The organism is Streptococcus oralis ATCC 49296, assembly GCF_000185265.1.
Taxonomy (GTDB): Bacteria; Bacillota; Bacilli; order Lactobacillales; family Streptococcaceae; genus Streptococcus; species Streptococcus oralis_BC.
The window spans coordinates 1,560,924-1,583,113 of record NZ_GL622183.1; the positions used below are offsets into that span (position 1 = coordinate 1,560,924).

A 22,190-nucleotide genomic window follows, 5' to 3' on the forward strand; every position below is an offset into this window, starting at 1 on the left:
ATGGCATTCGAAAAAACCATTAAACTACAAAACTGCCGCTACGACTATACACTTAGTCCAACTGTTAAAAAGTTCACACTGAAAGATAATACTTTCTTTGAAACAAAAGTTGGAAACTTCGAACTGACTCGTTTGCTTGAGAAAGTACCCAACAGTGGTGAAGGTTTCAAGCTAAAAATCATCATCAACAAAGACCTTACAGGTGCTAAACTCAACATTACTGACAAGTCTGGCCTTCGTTTGGTCAATATCTTTAAATCAGAAGACCACCACATTCATCAGGAAAAATTCTACTTCCTCATGGACAGTTTAGTAGAACGCGGTATCTTCACTAAAGAAGAAAGATAATTGACTATGTATCGACTTACCTATCAAGATAACTATCACGTAGAACGTACACTTGAATATAAGGATTACGAAGAGCTCATGTTATCTCTATCAGGCTGTGTGACCCTACCTGATACTCTCCTAATCAGCTCCTTAACGCTGAATGATAAGGTGATTTATCAAGGATTGGTTGGCGATCTCTACCGTTTTCTATCACAAGCTCATTTTTCAGATAAAAACTAAGAAATTTCTTAGTTTTTTCTTGTTTTTGTTGATTTTTTCACAATGTTTCTATAAAATAGAAGAATAGAAAGGTTGTGATTTTGTGAAAGATAAACAGTCTGCTATTCCAAAAGCAACAGCAAAAAGACTCTCTCTTTATTATCGAATTTTCAAGAGATTTCATGCAGAAAAAATCGAACGTGCCAACTCCAAACAAATTGCAGAGGCTATCGGTATCGATTCTGCGACCGTTCGTCGGGATTTTTCCTATTTTGGTGAACTAGGTCGTCGAGGTTTTGGTTACGATGTCAAAAAATTGATGAATTTTTTTGCTGATCTCCTAAATGATAACTCAATTACAAATGTTATGTTGGTTGGAATCGGAAATATGGGCCATGCCCTTCTCCACTACCGCTTCCATGAGCGTAACAAGATGAAAATTATCATGGCCTTTGACCTAGATGACCATCCAGAAGTTGGAAGCCAGACACCTGATGGGATTCCAATCTATGGTATCTCTCAGATTAAAGAAAAAATCAAAGAAGCAGATGTCAAAACTGCTATCCTAACAGTTCCAAGTGTTAAATCACAAGAAGTTGCCAATCTTTTGGTTGATGCTGGTATAAAAGGTATTCTCAGCTTTTCCCCTGTTCACCTTCACCTCCCAAAAGATGTGGTCGTTCAGTATGTCGATTTGACAAGCGAACTCCAAACCCTCCTCTATTTTATGCGTAAAGAGGATTAGAAAGCGAAAGCATTTATGAAAAAACCAGTTATTGGGATTACAGGAAATGAAAAAGCTCATCCAGATGATGACATCATGATGAGCTATGCAGCAAAAGGCTTTATTGAAGGAGTCAAGGACGCTGGCGGAATTCCAATCATCCTACCGATTGGTGATCAAGAAATGGCTACCTATTACATCAGTATCATTGATAAGCTCATCCTAACGGGTGGGCAAAACGTTGATCCAAAATACTATTGTGAACCAAAGGTTATTGATAGTGATGACTACCACCTTCAAAGAGATATTTTTGAACTAGCACTTATCAAAGAAGCTATTAAGCAAAAGAAACCAATTTTCTCTGTTTGTCGGGGTACTCAACTTTTCAATGTCGCCATGGGAGGCACGCTACACCAAGATATCGAGGATCATTGGCAGGACTGTTCAGCCGAATACACGACCCAACGCCTCGTAACGGAACCTGATACCATTCTCCGAGAAATCTATGGAGAAATCTCTCATATCAACTCCTTCCACCACCAGAGCATTAAAGATCTAGCCTCAAATCTTAAGGTTGTAGCACATGATCCTAAAGATGGAATCATTGAGGCTGTGACAACTACGGACGGCTTTCCTTATCTTGGTGTCCAATGGCATCCAGAATTTCTATTTGAAAATCGCCCCAAAGATAAAATGCTATTTGACTATGTTGTTAACGAACTCTAGGACTTATAAATAGGTTATTAAATCATGAATGAAATTAAAATACCTTCTACTCATGAGATTTTGAGAGATATAGAAGCTAATGTTTTCATATCTTATAAGAAAAAGGAAGCTAATCTTTTCTTATCAAACAATGAAAAAGAAATAAGTGTTTGCTTTCATCTTTCTAATCTCTATAGACTTTTAACAGCGGAAAGTTACCAATCTTTTTCTAAGAATAAAGAGAATTTCGATAAACTATCTCAAAAAGAAAAAGAAAAACAGCTGAAAGAAATGTCTAAAAAGGCAAAACGATTTTGTAAAAAGGCAGATGCCAAACTAAAAAGTAAATTTCGTTCAAGTCTTTACTTTTACAGAGATATTCTCATTCATAAAAAAAGATATTATAAAATCGAAGATTTCAATGCAATTGTCGACTTTATCGTTCAAGAAAATTTACTTGTACCCACGATAAAACCTCTTCCTGTTATCAATATGGCAGAAGTAGATTCCTATGTTTTAAAAGTGATTGAGTAAGATCATGTGTAATCTTAAATCAGATCCGTCTTTTCACGGTAACTAAAGTAATCAGAGTGAGAGACAATCAAATGGTCCAAGAACACAATTCCCATCAGTTCGCAGGCTTCCTTGACTAGTTTAGTGACATGATTATCATTTCGACTAGGAGACACTGCACCAGATGGATGATTGTGAACGAGAATCACGGAGGTAGCCATATGCTTGAGGGCATAGTGAAGAATTTCCCTCGGTTCAGCAATGCTGCGTGTCGCAGATCCGATAAAAATAGTTTGCTGATGGATGATTTGATTTTGAGTATTGAGATAGAGCGCCACTAGGTGCTCTTGTTTTTTGTCGCCAAGTTCCTGTTGCATTTTCTTGGCTAGCTTTTGACTACTGAGAATACTTTCCATCTCAAGGGTTTCATGTTTGTGAATGCGGTGTCCCAGTTCAATCACTGCTTGTAGTTCAATGGCTTTAATCCGTCCAATACCAGACAGACTCTGCAATTCCTGCAGGGTCATATTTTTCAGATCAGTTAGACTGTTAAGACTATTCAAGACTCTCTGGGCAATTTCAAAGACATTAGCCTGACGCGTTCCTGTTCTGAGCAAAATAGCTAACAACTCTTGATTGCTTAGAGCCTCTACTCCTTCTTTAACTAGTCTTTCTCTAGGCAAGAGCGAATCTTCTTGGAATGAAATACTGTACATAAAAATCCTCCTCACTTTATTATTCGTGAGGAGGATGAAAAATTAGATTTTTTTCTCAATTGGAGCAACGCTGGCTAGGAGTTTTTTAAGTCCTACTTCTGGGAAGTTAATTTTCAGTTCCTGAGTATCACCGCTACCAGAGACTTCCAGAACAGTTCCCTCTCCCCATTTCTTGTGAAGAGCAATATCTCCGATAGACCAGTTGGTATCGCTTGAATCTTTTTTATTTCCGGATGTAAACTGTCCAAATGGGAGAGCACTTGACTGGATAGAGCTTGGTGCAGCATTGCGTTTTCGTTCTTGAAGGGCCTGGGCTAAGCTCATACCTTGACCAAAGGCCACTCCACCACTGCTATAAGAGGCTTTAAAGCTAGTATTCGCTGGACGGGCCAAACCTTGATACTCGAGCAAGTCCGAACTAATTTCATTGATAAAACGAGTTGGACGATTGTAGCTAGTACGACCAAAAAGCAAGCGTGAGTTGGCATTGGTTAGATAGAGGATCTTTTCTGCTCGTGTGATACCGACATAGGCCAAACGGCGTTCCTCTTCTAGCTCATCTGGATCTTCAGCTGCACGGCTAAGTGGAAAGACATTTTCCTCCATCCCAATGATAAAGACAACTGGGAACTCAAGTCCCTTAGCAGCGTGCAAGGTCATCAAGGTCACTTCTGATGTCTCCTGACTGCCTGAATCTGTGTCTGCAATCAAAGCCAAGTCATTCAAGAAACGACTGAGTTTATCTAAACCTGTTTCCTCTTCTTGACTATCAGGATTGTCGTCAAAATTCTTGGTAACAGATAGGAACTCTTCTATATTTTCAACCCGCACCTTGCTCTCCAAGGTTGCCTGAGCATTAAGAATATCGACATAACCTGTTTTTTCTAGAACAGCCTCCACCAGCTCGGTGATAGTTAATTGATCCAGTTGCTCCCGCAAATCCAGAATCATATTGGCAAAATCCCAGATAGACTGGGCTGCCTTACCTTTGATGCCAGACAACATAATATTGGCTGAAGCATCCAGCATAGACATCTCTTGCATATTGGCAAAATCCCGGATTTTCTCAACCGTTCCTGGACCGATTCCACGTTTCGGTTCGTTAATAATGCGCTCAAAACTGATATTGTCACTTAAATTAGCAATGAGATTGAGGTAGGCGATAATGTCACGAATTTCCTTACGGCTGTAGAACTTGGTCCCACCAACCATAGTATAAGGGATATTGGACTTGAGGAGGGCCTCCTCAATAGTACGGGATTGAGCATTAGTCCGATAAAGAACTGCAAAATCCTTATGAAGGAAGTTTTGACTACGACCAAGTTCGTCGATGGTTTTGGCTACAAAAACAGCCTCATCCTGTTCGTCATTTGCGCGATAGTAAATAATCTGCTCCCCATCCGCATTCTGAGTCCAGAGATTCTTAGGACGACGATTTTTATTGTTTTTGATGACGTCGTTAGCAGCTTGGAGAATGGTTTTTGTTGAACGATAATTTTCCTCTAACAAAACGACCTTGGCGTTAGGGTAATCTTTCTCAAAATCCAAGATATTCTGCATATCAGCCCCACGCCAACCGTAGATAGACTGGTCCGCATCACCGACCACGCAGATATTTTTAAAGCGTGAAGCCAAGAGTTTGACCAGTTGGTACTGGGCATGGTTGGTATCTTGGTACTCATCAACGTGAATGTACTGGAACTTCTGCTGATAGTAGGTCAAGACATCAGGATTCTGATCAAAGAGACGCAAAGTCAACATAATCAAATCATCAAAGTCAACGGACTCAGACTGACGAAGCTCCTTCTGATAGGCCGTATAACACTGGGCCACGATTTGCGTATACATATCACCAGCTTGAGCAGCATAAGCCACATCATCAATTAGGTCATTCTTAGCATTGGAAATGGTTCCCAAAATAGTCCGTTCATTCCATTTTTTAGGATCCAAGTTTAATTGCTTGAGAATGCGTTTCATGAGGGTTCGCTGTTCACCAGGATCCACAATAGTAAAATTCCGGTTGTAGCCAATATGATCCGCATCACGACGTAGAATACGAACACACATGGAGTGAAAGGTCGCAATCAGACAGTCCTGAGTAGCTGGATTGAGGCCATAGGCACGCTCCTTCATCTCACGCGCCGCCTTATTGGTAAAGGTAATGGCCAAGATATTCCAAGGATTGACCATCTTTTCATCAATCAAGTAGGCGATTCTGTGAGTTAAAACACGAGTCTTCCCAGAACCAGCACCAGCCATGACCAACAAGGGCCCTTCTGTCGTTTGCACCGCCTCAGCTTGACGGTCATTCATTCCATTCAATAATGCGTTCATTTTCTCTTCCTTACTCTTGAAGTCAATGTTTCTATTATATCAGAAATCGAGGAAAATATCTTTACCTAGACTGATTGCGTCTAGAAAGTAACTCTATTATCAGCTGAAGACAACTCCTTAAAGCTAGATAAAAAAATGAGCTTGGATATTATTTCCAAACTCATTTTAATTCAATTAAACTATTAGAACAATCCTAGGACCGTTCCGTCGCTTTCAACATCCATATTAAGAGCAGCTGGACGTTTTGGAAGTCCTGGCATGGTCATAACATCACCAGTTAGAGCAACGATGAAACCTGCCCCTAATTTTGGTACCAATTCACGGATGGTAATTTCAAAGTTTTCTGGTGCTCCAAGTGCATTTGGATTATCAGAGAAACTGTACTGAGTTTTCGCCATACAGATTGGCAATTTGTCCCATCCGTTTTGAACGATTTGGGCGATTTGCGTTTGGGCTTTCTTCTCAAAGTTCACTTTGCTACCGCGATAGATTTCAGTAACAATCTTTTCGATCTTTTCTTGGACAGAAAGGTCGTTGTCATAAAGGCGAGTATAGTTGGATGGGTTTTCAGCGATTGTCTTGACAACCGTTTCAGCAAGAGCTACTCCACCTTCGGCACCATCAGCCCAAACACTAGCCAGTTCAACTGGTACATCGATTGAGGCACAGAGTTCTTTCAAGGCTGCGATTTCAGCTTCTGTATCCGTGACAAATTCATTAATCGCAACAACTGCTGGAATACCAAACTTACGGATGTTCTCAACGTGGCGTTTTAAATTAGCGAAACCTGCACGAACTGCTTCTACATTTTCCTCTGTTAAAGCATCTTTTGCAACTCCACCATTCATCTTGAGGGCACGAAGGGTTGCAACGATGACAACTGCATCTGGAGAAGTTGGCAAGTTTGGTGTCTTGATATCAAGGAATTTCTCAGCACCAAGGTCTGCACCAAAACCAGCTTCAGTAACTGTGTAGTCCGCTAAGTGAAGGGCTGTGGTCGTTGCTAAAACAGAGTTACAGCCATGAGCAATATTGGCAAATGGACCACCGTGTACAAAGGCAGGTGTACCATAAATTGTCTGAACCAAGTTTGGCTTAATAGCATCTTTCAAAATCAATGCTAAAGCTCCCTCAACCTGCAAATCACCAACAGTAACTGGCGTACGATCGTAACGATAGCCAATAACGATGTTAGCCAAGCGACGTTTCAAATCTTCAATATCGGTCGCCAAGCAAAGAATGGCCATGATTTCTGAAGCAACGGTAATATCGAAACCATCCTCGCGTGGAATACCATTTAGAGGACCACCAAGTCCAACGGTCACATGACGAAGGGCACGGTCATTCAAGTCCACAACACGTTTCCAAAGAATACGACGTTGATCGATTCCCAGCTCATTTCCTTGGTGCAGGTGATTGTCAATCAAGGCAGAAAGAGCATTGTTGGCAGTTGTAATGGCATGCATATCCCCCGTAAAGTGAAGGTTGATGTCTTCCATTGGCAACACTTGGGCATAACCACCACCGGCTGCACCACCCTTAATCCCCATTACTGGGCCAAGAGACGGTTCGCGGATAGCAATCATGGTTTTCTTACCAATCTTGTTCAAGGCATCCGCAAGACCAATGGTAATGGTTGATTTCCCTTCACCTGCAGGTGTTGGGTTGATGGCAGTAACCAAGATCAATTTCCCAACTGGATTGCTCTCAACTGCACGAATTTTATCAAAGCTGAGCTTAGCCTTGTACTTTCCATACAATTCCAAATCATCGTAAGAAATACCCAGTTTCTCTACAACATCAACGATTGGTTTCAACTCAATACTCTGTGCGATTTCAATATCTGTTTTCATTCAAAACTCCTCTAGCCTCTAATATGATAATTCATTATAACACAAAACAAGATTTTTAACATCCATAAACTCTCTAAACGTTCGTAAATATCCTGAATTTCAAGATTTTTAGGGCTCTTTTAAAAATTTTATATGGCTTTATAGTTATAAACTATAGTGTAGCTTTGTTTTAGCAAAATTTTATCGCTTTCATTTTACTTACTGTTTATTTTTGTGTACAATAGTGCTATGAAAATTTTAGTCACATCGGGCGGTACCAGTGAAGCTATTGATAGCGTTCGCTCTATCACTAACCATTCTACAGGTCGCTTGGGAAAAATCATCACAGAAACCTTGCTTGCTGCGGGGCATGAAGTTTGTTTGATAACGACAAAACGAGCTCTGAAGCCAGAAGCTCATCCCAACCTAAGCATTCGAGAAATTAACAATACCAACGACCTTCTTGTTGTGATGCAAGAACTTGTTAAGAAATATCAGGTCTTAATCCACTCAATGGCTGTGTCAGACTATACTCCTGTTTATATGACGGGGCTTGAGGAGGTACAGGCTAGCTCCAATCTAGAAGAATTCTTAAACAAGCAGAATCATCAAGCTAAGATTTCTTCAACTGATGAGGTGCAGGTTTTATTCCTGAAAAAAACACCCAAAATCATCTCTCTAGTCAAGGAATGGAATCCTGCTATTCATCTGATTGGCTTTAAACTACTTGTTGATGTCTCTGAAGAATATCTCATAGAAATTGCTAGACAGAGTCTTATCAAGAACCAAGCAGACTTAATCATCGCAAATGACCTGACTCAAATCTCGGCAAATCAGCATCATGCAATCTTTGTTGAAAAAGAGCAACTCCAAACCGTTCAAACCAAAGAGGAAATTGCAAATCTCCTCCTTGAAAAAATTCAAGCATACGATTCTTAGAAAGGAAAGCCATGGCAAATATCCTCATCGCAGTTACAGGTTCCATTGCCTCCTATAAATCAGCTGATCTAGTCAGTTCCTTGAAAAAACAAGGCCATCATGTAACTGTATTAATGACTGAGGCAGCGAGAGAGTTTATCCAACCGTTGACACTACAGGTCCTCTCTCAAAATCCTGTTCACCTTGATGTCATGCAGGAACCTTCTCCTAATCAAGTCAATCATATCGAACTAGGCAAAAGGACTGACCTTTTTATCGTCATTCCCGCTACTGCTAATACCATTGCAAAACTTGCGCACGGTTTTGCGGACAACATGGTGACAAGCACAGCACTTGCCTTGCCAGAACATGTCAAAAAGTTAGTCGCACCAGCCATGAATACAAAAATGTATGACCATCCGGCAACTCAAGCTAATCTAAAAACATTAGAGACCTATGGTTATCAGATTATCTCTCCCAAGGAATCTCTACTAGCCTGTGGCGATCACGGCAAAGGCGCCCTAGCTGACCTGAATACTATTTTAGAAAGAATAAAGGAAACCCTCGATGAACAAACGCTCTAACATTGCACCCATTGCTATCTTTTTTGCAGTTATGCTCGTTATCCACTTTTTGAGTTCTCTCCTATTTAACCTTTTCCCATTTCCAATCAAACCGACCATCGTTCATATTCCAGTAATCATTGCTAGTATCATCTATGGTCCTCGCGTTGGGGTTACACTTGGTTTTCTTATGGGACTATTGAGCTTAACGGTAAACACAATTACCATCCTTCCAACCAGCTACCTCTTCTCACCATTCGTACCGAACGGAAACATCTATTCTGCGATTATCGCTATTGTCCCTCGAGTTTTGATTGGGCTGACACCTTACTTGGTTTATAAATTATTAAAAAACAGAACGGGTCTCATCTTTGCTGGTGCTCTCGGTTCCCTTACCAACACCGTCTTTGTCCTCGGGGGAATATTCTTCCTTTTTGGAAATGTCTTCGATGGCAATATCCAAAAACTCCTAGCAACCGTTATTTCTACAAACTCAATTGCCGAGCTTGTGATCTCTGCCGTTCTAACAGTAGCAATTGTCCCCCGTCTCGAAACCTTGAAGAAATAAAAAATCAACTCCACTTTCATCATGAAGGTGGAGTTTAGCATTTAAAACATAAGAAACATCAATAGAATATGAAAGCCAAAGCGCAGGAGTTGATACGAAAGAGGTGTAGGTTGCTGGCTTTTCTGGCTATCCAAGTATAGGGTTAGAGATAGTAAAACCAAACCAAATGCAATCACCAATCTGACGAAATAAGCAATTTCCAGTATTGCTGCCATCAAAAGAAAACCTAATAAAGGAAGGCTAAAAAGTGAAACAGCCAGGCTACTTGTTAATAGAGAGAGTAGCGAAAGGACCAATAAACTATAAACTAGGAAGCGAGTCCAACCTGAGACTACTTTCCCTTCACTTTTCTGTTTTGACATCATCACGATTACCACGATTAGGTAAACAAAAAGTATCATCACATTTTCTCCTCAGTTCCTATTATTCTTTACCACATTTTAACCAAATTTTCCTGAAAAATCAATAATGCTTCTTGACTTGATTGGTGATTTATTGTACTATACTTGTGTATATACAGATAAATGGAGGTTCTTATGAATATACGGAAAAAAACGCAGTTTATGACTATGACTGCCCTACTCACTGCAATCGCGATTTTGATTCCAATCATTATGCCTTTTAAAATCGTTATCCCACCGGCTTCTTACACCCTGGGAAGTCATATCCCCATCTTTATCGCCATGTTTCTTTCGCCTTTGATGGCTGCTTTTGTGATTATTGCTTCTAGTCTTGGTTTCCTGATGGCTGGCTATCCGCCTGTTATTGTACTTCGTGCCTTCTCTCACATCGTTTTTGGTACTTTGGGGGCTTTGTACTTAAAGAAATTCCCTGAAACCTTGGATAAACCAAAGACATCTTGGATTTTTAACTTTGTTTTGGGTGTTGTTCATGCTATCGCTGAAGTAATAGCTTGTATCATCTTTTATGCTACTTCAGGGACAAATGTTGAAAATATGTTTTATGTTCTCTTTGTCCTAGTTGGTTTTGGCACAATCGTCCATAGTATGGTAGACTATACATTAGCACTAGCTGTCTATAAAGTGCTTCGAAAACGTCGCTAAAAGGAAAAATTATGACAAAGGATCGCAAACAAGCTCTTCTCAAACTGTTAAAAGAGGCGCCAAAAGCTCTCAATGGTCAAACCTTGGCTGAACACTTCCATGTTACGCGCCAAGTCATTGTACAGGACATCGCTATTCTCCGAGCAGATGGAGCTCCTATCCTATCCACCAATCGTGGCTATATCTACAAAGAAAATGATGCCAGCCCCTACGTCCACAAACTCTTTAAAGTGAAACATGAACTGGAAGAAATCGGTCAGGAACTTCTAGCTATTGTAGATAATGGCGGACGCGTTCAAAATATCTTAATCGATCATCCCGTTTATGGCGAAATTGAAACCCTACTCAAACTCACCTGCCGCCGAGATGTCCAGCACTTTCTGGAACAAGTCGAGAATTCAGACTTTAGACCCCTTTCTGAATTGACAGACGGCATTCATTACCACCTTGTTGAAGCCGAAACGCAACAAGACCTCCACTATATCGAGGAGGCCTTGGACCAGTTAGGTTATTTGGTAAAAGACTAGAAAATTTCTTTCTCCCAGCCGTCCTCTGTACGGTGGCGATAGAAGAACTCAGACTTGTCAGGTGCTTCCATCATTTCCATCAAAGGCAACATATCATAGGCCAGTTCCAAGTTTGGAATCTGGTCTTTTTGCACCCAAGTTACTTCTCCTTCTTCTGAGGATTGGAGACTTCCAGTAAACTCTGTCGCCTTATAACAAAAAACGATGTAGCGCCCTCCTGTATCTAAGGGCCAATTTTTAATGCCGACTAGTTGTGGATTCTGAATGGTTAGACCTGTTTCTTCATAAATCTCACGAATGACAGACTCGGCAAAGGCCTCGCCATTCTCAACATGTCCTCCTGGAAAGGCATAGCCAGACCAGCGATTGTTTTCGGGTGAACGATACTGCATCACCACGCGCTGGGTTTCGAGGTCTTCAATCAGACAGATGTTGGTTAAAATAGTTGCTTGGGAACGTGACATGGATTCACTCACTTTCTATTTGTTATTATTCATCTCGATATTTTACTTCTGACTTCATGATAAAGGGATTGATCAATTCATGATGGTCATAAGTAGTACGGGCCAAAAAACCTCTAGCAATGATGATTTCCTTATCTTCTATGCGATAGTCTATATTGATAGGGACGGCTGGATCCGAGATAACTGATAAAACAAAGAATGCTGCAAACCAAAGGTAAAATGTCACCAATCCACTAAATACTTGAAAAATAAGGTGATACCATTTAGCATCTCTTGTTCTATAAAAGATTCTCCAAGGATGGATTAGGAAGGTCAAACAAAGAATGAAAAACCAACTATTCCACAAAATCGGCGTAAAAGATAGTCCAAAAACCAGCAACACCAAATGAAGAACCACAAAGGTCAGCAAAGCCAAATAAAGTGTCTTAAACGAAATTAACTTAGTTAGATTTTCTTTTGTCATAATTTTTCCTCTTTTTATCATTATATTTCAAAATCACCATCAATATCGCTGGAATGATGAAAAAGATTAGATAGGTAGCAATTGGAAGCCAGATGTAGCGATAATCAACAGATAATAAGGAAGGAATTTTTTTAACATTTCTCCCTTTCACCCCAACAAGTAAGTGGAGGAGAAAAATAGGTCCGTTTATGAATAGAAAAGTTTTTAAAAATCCTTGTACTGAAGCCTTATTGCTAAAACCATCTCTAAAAATACCTTGATAGAGTGTGTGCACCAAAAAGACAAAATTCATAATAATTGGCAAGAGATAGGACATTTCTTGATATGGTTTCGGGATAAGTGACGTCCCGAACAATACATACATAATACCAAAAATAGATAATAATATTATACCACCATCCATAAAAGAAGCAATCTTTGAATGTCTTTCCTGTCACAATTGGACGTGAGCAACCAAAGAATACTTTTTCTGGATTTTTCTCATTTGTCTGTTCTGTTGTTTGATCTTCTTTTGTCTCTTAGTCTTTCGTTCCATTTGCGCCTCCTTCTTCTCTTTTCTATCCGTATAATCACAAGCAGAATGCCCACCCCCAAGAAAAAGAAAAATAGATAACTTACAATAGGAACCCAGACATAGGCTGGATCCATAGAAATTATGGGAGGGAAATTCGTTGACTTACGACGTCCTAGCCAATTCAGACCTACCAAGAGATGAAAGGGAAAAAGAAGACCATTGAACCCAATAAATCCCCATGAAAAGTAACGCCATTTCTGAAGTTTATCACTACTAAAACGAAAGACAAGGAAATAGGTTGATAAGATCAGAAGGATAAGATTGAAGCTTAAGGGGGAAAGATAGTTCATGTTCGGTAATAGATAACTAATGTAAGAGGCGGCAAGAAATGATACAAACATAGATCCAAATAACACACTCGTATCCAAAAGTTGAGCAATCCTTCTGTGCCTTTCCATCCAAAGAAAAATCCTATTAGTCCAAGAAGACTTTTCTTTTGTCTTGTACTTCATTTGTCTACTCATCTTCATTTTCATCTACTCCTTTTTTTGAACCTTTAGAGAGAAAGAAGATTGCCAGAGTTAACATCAAGACTAGAAGGTAGACAACAATAGGAAACCAGATATAGGATGACTCCAGTGAAAACAAAGGTGACAGAACAACTCTTCCTCTTTTTCTCACGCCAATCAGTTGAAAAATGAAGCTAAGGATATTGATATAAATAAAGGGTTCACAAAATCTTTTAAGGGTCCTTTCTTTTTCAGTTTTCACTGACAAAAAGAGAGCATAGAACCTATTACCCAAAATAAAAAGATTCAATTGCAAGGGAAATAAAAGCTCTCTGTACCGAAAATCAGCTGGAATGCTTTTGTTCTGTGATGTTGTAAATTCTATAACTAGGAACAAGCTGATATAAAAGGTAATATCAAGCATAAATTTGACAAATCGATGCCCTTGTAACCAAAAACGAACAGAATCTAAGCTCGATGACTTCTTATACTTCTTCTCTTTCAAATTCATAATAACTTCTTTCCATTTAAAAATATTCTTTAAAACATATTAGTGGTATAGGTTCAAAGTTAAATTTTAAGATTTAAAATTTTCCAATTAAGTTTGCCTTATCAATTTAATCTCACTAAATTCTCTCAAACCACCTTCTGATTTATATCATCCTCAACTTAACGATAAGGAATTTTCGAACTTTCTATCTCTATATTGGGATTAGCAAGTTTGAGATAAGGAGCAATATAGTCTGCATCTGTAACCTTTGGACCTAGAATTACTTTTGAGTATTTCAAAGGTAATAAATTGATGTATACAAATAAATCATATCTGCCATTATCTTTCGAGCTTAATACGATATACTTCCTAAAATCTTTATAGTTAACCTTATCAAAAACTTCTAACCCAATTTCTTCTTTCTTCAAGTACTTTTCATTTGATGAATCATTAACACCTCTTTTAATAATATTTTGTATAGCTGTATCATCTAAATTGATTAGAATACGATACTCCATCTCATATTCATAATCTTTTACTTTAAAAAGATAAGAAATCTTCTTCAATTTCTCAGCAAAACTGTTTAATTCTTTTTCAGCTTCCAGTTCTTGCAATTTTTCAAATATCTGTTTTAAATTATCAAGAGATTTACCAACATCTGTTTCATCTTTATTCACTGATATTAAATCCAAATAATGAACTTTAACAAACTCTATCGATTTATGAGCAACTATATCTTCAAGATAAGACAGATCATATTCAAGGAAGGCACCTTGAGATGAATCTGCATACTCCTTCCACATAGGTAAACTATCAGATACCGTGGTTAGAGAAGATATAAAAACATTGGAAGTTTGATATTTTTGGAAAAAAGTATTATCTATACCCAAATAATCATATATTACTCTTCCTTCCATCGGGTCATTTAGCTGCTTGAGATTAGTAAGCCGTAAATATGGAGATTTCACTTTAGAATCATTGTCATTCTTCCAGTCTGCTTTTATGAGAAAGTTTGTTAAAGTATCAATCTTAGTATAATGTCCAAAGGAACCAATTTCTTTCAACTCATTTGAATCAACAGTCAATTTAGAACGAATATTGGTGATAATTTTATCCGCTTGTTCTAAAAGTTGAGTCGCGTCTAATGACGGAATAGATTCTAAATCACTTGTTTCATTAAGGTAATCATTATCATACTTCTCAATTAACTTAATAGCTTGGTTTCGGATGATATCCGAATCATTTTCTTCTGCTATCTTTCGAACAACATTAATCGAATTTTTAATTACGTCTTCAGAGTGTCTTAACACAAAATCCAAGTATTGCCCAACAAAAAGAGATTGAGGATTATTGAGATAATAGTTATTAATAGTTTTGAGATGTTGAATTTTAAAAATTAAAAGTAACTCATCTAATTGAAAATACCAAAAATTTATGAATTCAAATGATTCAAAATTAAACTTTTTATATACAACATCAATAAATTCTTGTAATTTCTTTTCTAAATTTCCTATTTTTGTATTATCATATCTTATATATCTAAATACACGCCAAAAAACTGATAACATCCCAGAGATGACGTAAGAAATCCTGTCATCTTCTTCAATATTCTCCGTAATTACTTGATGACATAAGTGTAAAAATAAACTATCATTATCAATGAATATTGAATAATCTTCATAATTATGAGCTTTAGAAATGTAATAATATAAAAAATCTAAATATAATCTGATTGAAAAACTTGAAACTTGTAAAAATTCACTTAAAAAGAATTTATTGAAAAACTCTAATAAGCGTTCTTTTGAAGAACTGTCAATTTGTTCTTCAAATTCATTACAAATATCTAAAACACATTCAGAAAATTCTAATTGTTCTTCTTCAGATAAATCTAGATATTGATTTATAAAATTATCAAGATCGTATTTCAGTTTTTCTTTATTTAAGGAATCAAAATGATTCTTTAATTCGGATTCACTAAATTCACCAGTAAAATAATTTAACTTTTCCATTTCATCCCCTTCTAAAACCTACCCCAAAGCCTTCACTTCCAACATCATATCACGTATCTGTGCTGCGAGTTCAAAATCAAGCACTTCGACGGCTTCTTGCATTTGTTTTTCCAGTTTCTTGACGAGTTCCTTGCGCTCTTGTTTATTGAGGCTATTGATATCGACTTCCTTGTCCTCTTCCTTGGCAACTGCCTTGGTTACGGCGATTAGATCACGAATTTCTTTCTTAATAGTTTGTGGCACAATACCATGCTCTTCATTATAAGCCATCTGGATTTTCCGACGACGGGCTGTTTCATCGATAGCTTTTTGCATAGACTGGGTCATCGTGTCTGCATACATGATGACATGCCCTTCACTATTGCGGGCGGCACGTCCAATGGTCTGGATGAGGCCACGTTCGTTACGTAGGAATCCTTCCTTGTCGGCATCGAGAATGGCTACTAAACTTACTTCAGGAACGTCAATCCCTTCACGGAGCAGGTTGATTCCGACCAAGACATCAAAAACACCCAAGCGTAGGTCACGGATAATCTCCGTCCGTTCCAAGGTTTTGATATCCGAGTGCATATACTTGACCTTGATGCCCATTTCTTTGAAGTAGTCGGTTAAGTCTTCAGCCATTTTCTTTGTCAAAGTGGTGATAAAGGTTCGTTCATTCTTTTCAACACGGGCATTGATTTCACCTAGGAGGTCATCAATCTGTCCCATAGTCGGACGGACTTCCACCTCTGGGTCTAGAAGTCCTGTCGGACGAATGATTTGCTCAATTACTGTCTCGGTCTGTTCATTTTCATAGTCACCAGGTGTCGCTGAAACGTAAACAATCTGATGAACATGACTCTCAAACTCCTCACGGCGTAAAGGACGATTGTCCAGGGCTGACGGTAAACGAAAACCATAATTAACCAGCATTTCCTTACGTGAACGGTCTCCATTGTACATGCCCTTAATCTGCCCCATGGTCATGTGACTTTCATCAATCATGATCAAGAAATCATCTGGGAAGAAGTCGAGAAGCGTATAAGGGGGCTCTCCTTCACTACGACCATCCATGTGACGAGAGTAGTTCTCAACTCCATTTGTATACCCCATCTCACGTAGCATTTCGATATCATACTCTGTCCGTTGTTTCAAGCGTTGTGCTTCTAGCAGTTTGCCTTCCTTCTCAAAGACAGCCAACTGCTCCTCCAACTCTGCCTGAATCTTAGCAATAGCAACCTCCATGTGGTCATCATTGGTCACAAAGTGAGTGGCAGGGAAAATCGCCAAATGATCCACTTCTCCCAATACCTGACCTGTCAAAGCCTCAACTTCACGGATACGATCAATTTCATCCCCGAAAAACTCTACTCGAAAAGCGTGTTCATCTCGGGAAGCTGGGAAAATCTCCACCACATCCCCGCGAACGCGAAATCTTCCCCGTTGGAAATCAATATCATTGCGTTCAAACTGGATATCAACCAAATCATTCAAAAGTTTATCACGAGAAATTTCAAGACCTGGACGCAGACTGACAACACTGTCAGCGTATTCCTTAGGAGAACCCAAACCATAAATACAAGAGACAGAAGCCACAACGATGACATCGTTACGCTCCAGAAGTGCTGAAGTCGCTGAGTGTCGAAGCTTGTCAATCTCATCATTGACCGAGCTATCCTTTTCAATATAAGTATCACTCGAAGGGACATAGGCCTCAGGTTGGTAATAATCATAGTACGATACGAAGTACTCAACAGCATTTTCAGGGAAAAATTCCTTGAACTCCCCATAGAGCTGCCCAGCTAGAGTTTTGTTATGGGCAATGACCAAAGTTGGTTTATTGACTTTGGAAATGACCTGACTCATGGTATAGGTCTTCCCTGTACCCGTCGCCCCCATCAGAATCTGAGCCTTTTCTCCACCCTCGATATTATCAACCAACTGCTCAATTGCCTGGGGTTGATCTCCTGAAGGTTCATATTTTGATACTAGTTTAAATTTATTATCTGTAATTCGATTTATCATGATTGCCTCATCTGCATTTTTCTATCTTTCTATTTTACCATAAATTTGCTTTTCAAACTCTTCTCCAAACTGATAAGAACGAGCAATTCATGTTATATTTTCTTACATCAAATTCATAAAATTTGCCTTTTCACCTTTTTTCTGGTATAATGGAAAAATATTCGGAAAAGGAGACTGAAAATGAAGAAAAAAATACTAGCATGTTTGCTCATTTTATTTCCCATTTTCTCACTAGGTATGGCAAAAGCTGATACTGTTAAGATTGTGTCTGATACAGCTTACGCACCTTTTGAGTTTAAAGATTCAGATCAAACCTATAAAGGGATTGATGTTGATATTATCAATAAAGTCGCAGAGATCAAAGGATGGAACATCCAAATGTCTTATCCTGGCTTTGATGCAGCTGTAAATGCAGTGCAGTCAGGTCAAGCAGATGCTATTATGGCAGGTATGACAAAAACAAAAGAACGCGAAAATGTCTTTACCATGTCTGATACCTATTATGATACAAAAGTTGTCATTGCTACCACAAAGGCAAATAAAATCACCAAATATGAGGAACTTAGCGGCAAAACAGTTGGAGTTAAGAACGGAACTGCCGCTCAACGTTTCCTCGAAAGTATCAAAGATAAATACGGTTTCTCTATTAAAACCTTTGATACAGGTGATTTGATGAATAACAGTCTAAGTGCTGGTGCTGTAAATGCCATCATGGATGATAAACCTGTTATTGAGTATGCGATTAACCAAGGACAAGATCTCAGCATCAATATGGATGGTGAGGCTGTTGGAAGCTTTGCTTTTGGTGTCAAGAAAGGGAGCAAGTATGAACACTTGGTTACCGAGTTTAATGAAGCCCTAGCACAAATGAAGAAGGATGGTAGCTTGGAGCAAATCATCCAAAAATGGACAGCTTCTACAACTACGGCAAGCCCAACGACAACTACTGCTGCTGGACAAAAAGCTACTCCAGTGAAAAGCAAGTACATTATTGCCAGCGACTCATCTTTCGCCCCATTCGTCTTTCAAAATTCAAGCAATCAATATACCGGTATTGATATGGACCTCATCAAGGCTATTGCCAAAGATCAAGGTTTTGAAATTGAGATTACCAACCCAGGATTTGACGCAGCCATTAGTGCTGTTCAAGCAGGACAAGCAGATGGTATCATTGCTGGTATGTCTGTAACAGATGCCCGTAAGGAAACCTTCGACTTCTCAGAATCATACTACACAGCAAATACGATTCTCGGTGTGAAAGAATCAAGCACGATTGCTTCTTATGAAGACCTCAAGGATAAAACTGTCGGTGTTAAAAACGGAACTGCTTCTCAAACGTTCCTTACTGAGAATCAAAACAAATACGGTTATAAGATTAAAACCTTTGCAGATGGCGCTTCAATGTATGACAGTCTGAATACTGGAGCTATTGATGCTGTGATGGATGATGAGCCAGTTCTCAAATATTCTATCAGCCAAGGTCAAAAATTGAAAACACCAATCGCTGGAACTCCAATCGGTGAAACAGCCTTTGCGGTTAAAAAAGGTACAAACCCTGAATTGATCCAGATGTTCAATAATGGACTTGCGAACCTCAAAGCTAACGGTGAATTCCAAAAGATTCTTGACAAGTATCTAGCTAGCGAAACTTCAACTGACTCTACAAGTACGGTTGACGAAACTACTATCTGGGGCTTGCTTCAAAACAACTACAAACAACTTCTTAGTGGACTTGGAATCACTCTTGCTCTAGCGCTTATTTCATTTGCAATTGCCATTGTCATCGGTATTATCTTTGGTATGTTTAGCGTTAGCCCATACAAATCTCTTCGTCTGATTTCTGAGATTTTCGTTGACGTTATTCGAGGAATTCCATTGATGATTCTTGCAGCCTTCATCTTCTGGGGAATTCCAAACTTCATAGAGTCGATTACAGGCCAACAAAGTCCAATCAATGACTTTGTAGCTGGTACTATTGCCCTCTCACTCAATGCGGCAGCTTATATCGCTGAAATCGTTCGTGGTGGGATTCAAGCTGTTCCAGTTGGGCAAATGGAGGCCAGCCGCAGTCTTGGTATTTCTTATGGAAAAACCATGCGTAAGATTATCTTGCCACAAGCGACTAAATTGATGTTGCCAAACTTTGTCAACCAATTCGTTATTGCTCTTAAAGATACAACCATCGTTTCTGCTATCGGTTTGGTGGAACTTTTCCAAACTGGTAAGATTATCATCGCCCGTAACTACCAAAGTTTCAAGATGTATGCAATCCTTGCTATCTTTTATCTTGTAATTATCACGCTTTTGACTAGACTGGCGAAACGCTTAGAAAAGAGGATTCGTTAATGGCAAAACTAAAAATTGATGTAAATGATTTGCATAAGTATTATGGAAAAAACGAAGTTTTAAAAGGCATTACGACTAAGTTCTATGAAGGAGATGTTGTCTGTATCATCGGTCCTTCTGGTTCTGGTAAATCCACTTTCCTCCGTAGCCTTAACCTTCTCGAGGAGGTAACGAGTGGCCACATCACAGTAAATGGTTATGATTTGACTGAAAAATCAACCAATGTCGACCATGTTCGTGAAAACGTGGGAATGGTCTTCCAACATTTCAACCTCTTCCCTCACATGTCCGTCCTAGAAAATATCACTTTTGCACCTATTGAACACAAACGGATGACCAAAGAAGAAGCTGAAAAATTGGGGATGGAGTTGCTTGAAAAGGTAGGACTAGCAGATAAAGCTAATGCCAACCCAGATAGCCTTTCAGGTGGTCAGAAACAGCGTGTAGCTATCGCTCGTGGACTTGCCATGAATCCTGATATCATGCTCTTTGATGAGCCAACTTCCGCTCTGGACCCTGAGATGGTTGGAGATGTACTGAATGTTATGAAGGAATTGGCGGAACAAGGCATGACCATGATTATCGTAACCCATGAGATGGGATTTGCTCGTCAGGTGGCTAACCGTGTTATCTTTACGGCTGATGGTGAATTCCTAGAAGATGGAACTCCAGATCAAATCTTCGATAACCCGCAACACCCTCGTCTAAAAGAATTTTTGGACAAGGTCTTAAACGTATAAAACGAAAGTGTGAGGTTCTCCTTACACTTTTTTTATTGCGTATTGGATTTTTTGTTTTTTTTGAAAATTATGATAAAATAAAAACTATGATAATGAGGAAATCTCATCCCTAGTCCAACTAGGAAAAAATATAGAAATTAGGTAGCTAGATGTCATCAAAGGTTATTGTTACAATTTTCGGTGCGAGTGGAGATTTAGCTAAACGCAAACTCTACCCTTCCCTTTTCAGACTCTATAAATCAGGCAATCTCTCTGAGCATTTTGCTGTTATCGGAACAGCTCGTAGACCTTGGAGTAAAGAATATTTTGAATCTGTAGTTGTCGAGTCCATCCTTGATTTGGCAGATAGTACCGAGCAAGCCCAGGAATTTGCTAGCCACTTCTACTATCAAAGCCATGATGTGAATGATACGGAACATTACATTGCTTTGCGCCAATTACAAGCTGAGCTCAATGAAAAATACCAAGCTGAACACAATAAGCTCTTCTTCTTGTCCATGGCACCTCAGTTCTTTGGAACCATTGCCAAGCACCTCAAATCTGAAAACATTGTTGATGGTAAAGGTTTTGAGCGCTTGATCGTTGAGAAACCATTTGGTACAGACTACGAAACAGCTAGCAAACTCAATGAAGATCTCCTTGCAGCCTTTGATGAGGAGCAAATCTACCGTATTGACCATTACCTAGGTAAAGAGATGATTCAGAGTATCTTTGCTGTTCGTTTTGCCAACATGATCTTTGAGAATGTTTGGAATCGCGAACACATCGATAATGTTCAGATTACCTTTGCGGAACGCTTGGGTGTAGAAGAACGCGGTGGCTACTACGATCAATCTGGTGCCCTTCGTGATATGGTTCAAAACCATACTCTCCAACTTCTCTCTCTTCTAGCCATGGACAAACCAGCTAGCTTTACAAAGGATGAGATTCGTGCTGAAAAGATAAAGGTCTTTAAAAACCTCTATCATCCAACTGAGGAAGAACTGAAAGAACAGTTTATCCGTGGTCAATATCGCTCTGGTAAAATCGATGGTATGAAATACATTTCCTATCGAAGCGAGCCAAATGTCGATCCTGAATCTACAACAGAAACCTTTGCGTCTGGTGCCTTCTTTGTAGACAGCGATCGCTTCCGTGGCGTTCCTTTCTTCTTCCGTACTGGTAAACGCCTGACAGAAAAAGGCACTCATGTCAATATCGTCTTTAAGCAAATGGACTCTATCTTTGGAGAACCATTAGCGCCAAATATCTTGACCATCTATATCCAACCAACTGAAGGATTCTCTCTCAGCCTCAATGGGAAGCAAGTCGGTGAAGAATTTAACCTGGCACCAAGCTCTCTGGATTACCGTACAGATGCTACTGCTACTGGAGCCTCACCAGACCCATACGAGAAATTAATCTACGATGTCTTGAATAACAACTCTACCAACTTTAGCCACTGGGATGAGGTAAGTGCTTCGTGGAAATTGATTGACCGTATCGAAAAGCTCTGGGCTGAAAACGGAGCTCCACTCTACGATTATAAATCTGGGAGCATGGGACCACAAGCTAGCTTTGACTTACTTGAGAAGTATGGAGCCAAATGGACCTGGCAACCAGATATCGCCTATCGTAAAGATGGTCGTTTAGAAT

The 22,190-nt window shown here is 39.2% G+C and carries 23 protein-coding genes; 13 read left to right on the forward strand and 10 right to left on the reverse strand.

Annotation, left to right across the window (positions count from 1 at the left end; genetic code table 11):
- The 5 genes from HMPREF8578_RS09755 (at position 1) to HMPREF8578_RS09775 (ending at position 2,512) form a co-directional block, all read left to right on the forward strand.
- The gene (locus tag HMPREF8578_RS09755; RefSeq protein ID WP_000863522.1) at positions 1 to 348 is read left to right on the forward strand and encodes a DUF1831 domain-containing protein; all 348 of its coding nucleotides are present in this window, start codon (positions 1 to 3) and stop codon (positions 346 to 348) included.
- Positions 349 to 354: 6 nt separating this feature from the next.
- Positions 355 to 570, forward strand: a complete 216-nt coding sequence (locus HMPREF8578_RS09760; protein WP_000286093.1) for a DUF4649 family protein — start codon at positions 355 to 357, stop codon at positions 568 to 570.
- Between the two features lie 82 nt (positions 571 to 652).
- Positions 653 to 1,294: a redox-sensing transcriptional repressor Rex gene (locus HMPREF8578_RS09765; protein ID WP_000653409.1), complete on the forward strand. Its 642-nt coding sequence runs from the start codon at positions 653 to 655 to the stop codon at positions 1,292 to 1,294.
- Between the two features lie 15 nt (positions 1,295 to 1,309).
- The gene (locus tag HMPREF8578_RS09770; protein WP_000743309.1) at positions 1,310 to 1,999 is read left to right on the forward strand and encodes a gamma-glutamyl-gamma-aminobutyrate hydrolase family protein; all 690 of its coding nucleotides are present in this window, start codon (positions 1,310 to 1,312) and stop codon (positions 1,997 to 1,999) included.
- 24 nt (positions 2,000 to 2,023) lie between these two features.
- Positions 2,024 to 2,512 (forward strand): hypothetical protein, encoded by a 489-nt coding sequence (locus HMPREF8578_RS09775; protein WP_001002683.1) that lies wholly within the window; start codon positions 2,024 to 2,026, stop codon positions 2,510 to 2,512.
- Positions 2,513 to 2,526: 14 nt separating this feature from the next.
- Here the strand turns inward: HMPREF8578_RS09775 and radC are convergent, their stop codons facing one another.
- The 3 genes from radC to HMPREF8578_RS09790 form a co-directional block, all read right to left on the reverse strand.
- Complete coding sequence (gene radC / locus HMPREF8578_RS09780) at positions 2,527 to 3,207, reverse strand: RadC family protein (RefSeq protein ID WP_000286945.1); 681 nt, start codon at positions 3,205 to 3,207, stop codon at positions 2,527 to 2,529.
- A 42-nt stretch (positions 3,208 to 3,249) separates the two neighbouring features.
- Complete coding sequence (gene pcrA, locus HMPREF8578_RS09785; RefSeq protein WP_000992909.1) at positions 3,250 to 5,541, reverse strand: DNA helicase PcrA; 2,292 nt, start codon at positions 5,539 to 5,541, stop codon at positions 3,250 to 3,252.
- Between the two features lie 182 nt (positions 5,542 to 5,723).
- Entirely contained in the window at positions 5,724 to 7,394 is a 1,671-nt protein-coding gene (locus HMPREF8578_RS09790; protein WP_000845263.1) for a formate--tetrahydrofolate ligase, read from the reverse strand.
- Between the two features lie 228 nt (positions 7,395 to 7,622).
- Here HMPREF8578_RS09790 and coaB point away from each other — a divergent pair, with 228 nt between their 5' ends.
- The 3 genes from coaB to HMPREF8578_RS09805 are packed head-to-tail and all read left to right on the forward strand — an operon-like array spanning position 7,623 to position 9,422.
- The gene (coaB, locus tag HMPREF8578_RS09795) at positions 7,623 to 8,312 is read left to right on the forward strand and encodes a phosphopantothenate--cysteine ligase (RefSeq protein ID WP_000699514.1); all 690 of its coding nucleotides are present in this window, start codon (positions 7,623 to 7,625) and stop codon (positions 8,310 to 8,312) included.
- Between the two features lie 11 nt (positions 8,313 to 8,323).
- Positions 8,324 to 8,875 carry a phosphopantothenoylcysteine decarboxylase gene (coaC, locus tag HMPREF8578_RS09800; RefSeq protein WP_001274059.1) on the forward strand — a complete coding sequence of 184 codons (552 nt, stop codon included), beginning with the start codon at positions 8,324 to 8,326 and terminating at the stop codon, positions 8,873 to 8,875.
- Complete coding sequence (locus HMPREF8578_RS09805) at positions 8,859 to 9,422, forward strand: ECF transporter S component (RefSeq protein ID WP_001042723.1); 564 nt, start codon at positions 8,859 to 8,861, stop codon at positions 9,420 to 9,422. Before coaC ends, HMPREF8578_RS09805 begins: the two co-directional genes overlap by 17 nt.
- A gap of 41 nt (positions 9,423 to 9,463) precedes the next feature.
- Here the strand turns inward: HMPREF8578_RS09805 and HMPREF8578_RS09810 are convergent, their stop codons facing one another.
- Complete coding sequence (locus tag HMPREF8578_RS09810) at positions 9,464 to 9,823, reverse strand: hypothetical protein (RefSeq protein WP_000600208.1); 360 nt, start codon at positions 9,821 to 9,823, stop codon at positions 9,464 to 9,466.
- A gap of 135 nt (positions 9,824 to 9,958) precedes the next feature.
- Between HMPREF8578_RS09810 and HMPREF8578_RS09815 the strand changes: the two genes are divergently transcribed.
- Entirely contained in the window at positions 9,959 to 10,486 is a 528-nt protein-coding gene (locus HMPREF8578_RS09815) for an ECF transporter S component (RefSeq protein ID WP_001026213.1), read from the forward strand.
- An 11-nt stretch (positions 10,487 to 10,497) separates the two neighbouring features.
- Complete coding sequence (locus tag HMPREF8578_RS09820; protein ID WP_000159158.1) at positions 10,498 to 11,013, forward strand: transcription repressor NadR; 516 nt, start codon at positions 10,498 to 10,500, stop codon at positions 11,011 to 11,013.
- Here HMPREF8578_RS09820 and HMPREF8578_RS09825 read toward each other — a convergent pair.
- From HMPREF8578_RS09825 to uvrB, 6 genes are all read right to left on the reverse strand, one after another.
- The gene (locus tag HMPREF8578_RS09825) at positions 11,010 to 11,477 is read right to left on the reverse strand and encodes an 8-oxo-dGTP diphosphatase (protein ID WP_000091501.1); all 468 of its coding nucleotides are present in this window, start codon (positions 11,475 to 11,477) and stop codon (positions 11,010 to 11,012) included. The two genes, HMPREF8578_RS09820 and HMPREF8578_RS09825, sit on opposite strands and share 4 nt — an antisense overlap.
- A 25-nt stretch (positions 11,478 to 11,502) precedes the next feature.
- Positions 11,503 to 11,940 carry a hypothetical protein gene (locus tag HMPREF8578_RS09830; protein ID WP_000159689.1) on the reverse strand — a complete coding sequence of 146 codons (438 nt, stop codon included), beginning with the start codon at positions 11,938 to 11,940 and terminating at the stop codon, positions 11,503 to 11,505.
- Entirely contained in the window at positions 11,918 to 12,343 is a 426-nt protein-coding gene (locus HMPREF8578_RS09835; RefSeq protein WP_000348652.1) for a hypothetical protein, read from the reverse strand. The genes HMPREF8578_RS09830 and HMPREF8578_RS09835 overlap by 23 nt, the downstream gene beginning before the upstream one ends.
- A gap of 627 nt (positions 12,344 to 12,970) precedes the next feature.
- Complete coding sequence (locus HMPREF8578_RS09845) at positions 12,971 to 13,474, reverse strand: hypothetical protein (protein WP_001049348.1); 504 nt, start codon at positions 13,472 to 13,474, stop codon at positions 12,971 to 12,973.
- A gap of 158 nt (positions 13,475 to 13,632) precedes the next feature.
- On the reverse strand, positions 13,633 to 15,462 hold the full coding sequence (locus HMPREF8578_RS09850; RefSeq protein WP_000413446.1) for a DUF2971 domain-containing protein: 1,830 nt from the start codon (positions 15,460 to 15,462) through the stop codon (positions 13,633 to 13,635).
- An 18-nt stretch (positions 15,463 to 15,480) separates the two neighbouring features.
- Complete coding sequence (gene uvrB, locus HMPREF8578_RS09855) at positions 15,481 to 17,469, reverse strand: excinuclease ABC subunit UvrB (protein ID WP_000610401.1); 1,989 nt, start codon at positions 17,467 to 17,469, stop codon at positions 15,481 to 15,483.
- Positions 17,470 to 17,649: 180 nt separating this feature from the next.
- Between uvrB and HMPREF8578_RS09860 the strand changes: the two genes are divergently transcribed.
- From HMPREF8578_RS09860 to zwf, 3 genes are all read left to right on the forward strand, one after another.
- Positions 17,650 to 19,815 (forward strand): ABC transporter substrate-binding protein/permease, encoded by a 2,166-nt coding sequence (locus tag HMPREF8578_RS09860; RefSeq protein WP_000726962.1) that lies wholly within the window; start codon positions 17,650 to 17,652, stop codon positions 19,813 to 19,815.
- Positions 19,815 to 20,555 (forward strand): amino acid ABC transporter ATP-binding protein, encoded by a 741-nt coding sequence (locus tag HMPREF8578_RS09865; protein ID WP_001096337.1) that lies wholly within the window; start codon positions 19,815 to 19,817, stop codon positions 20,553 to 20,555. The genes HMPREF8578_RS09860 and HMPREF8578_RS09865 overlap by 1 nt, the downstream gene beginning before the upstream one ends.
- Positions 20,556 to 20,704: 149 nt before the next feature.
- Positions 20,705 to 22,190 (forward strand): glucose-6-phosphate dehydrogenase (zwf, locus tag HMPREF8578_RS0102250; RefSeq protein ID WP_000096115.1); only part of this gene is annotated, 1,486 nt, incomplete at its 3' end.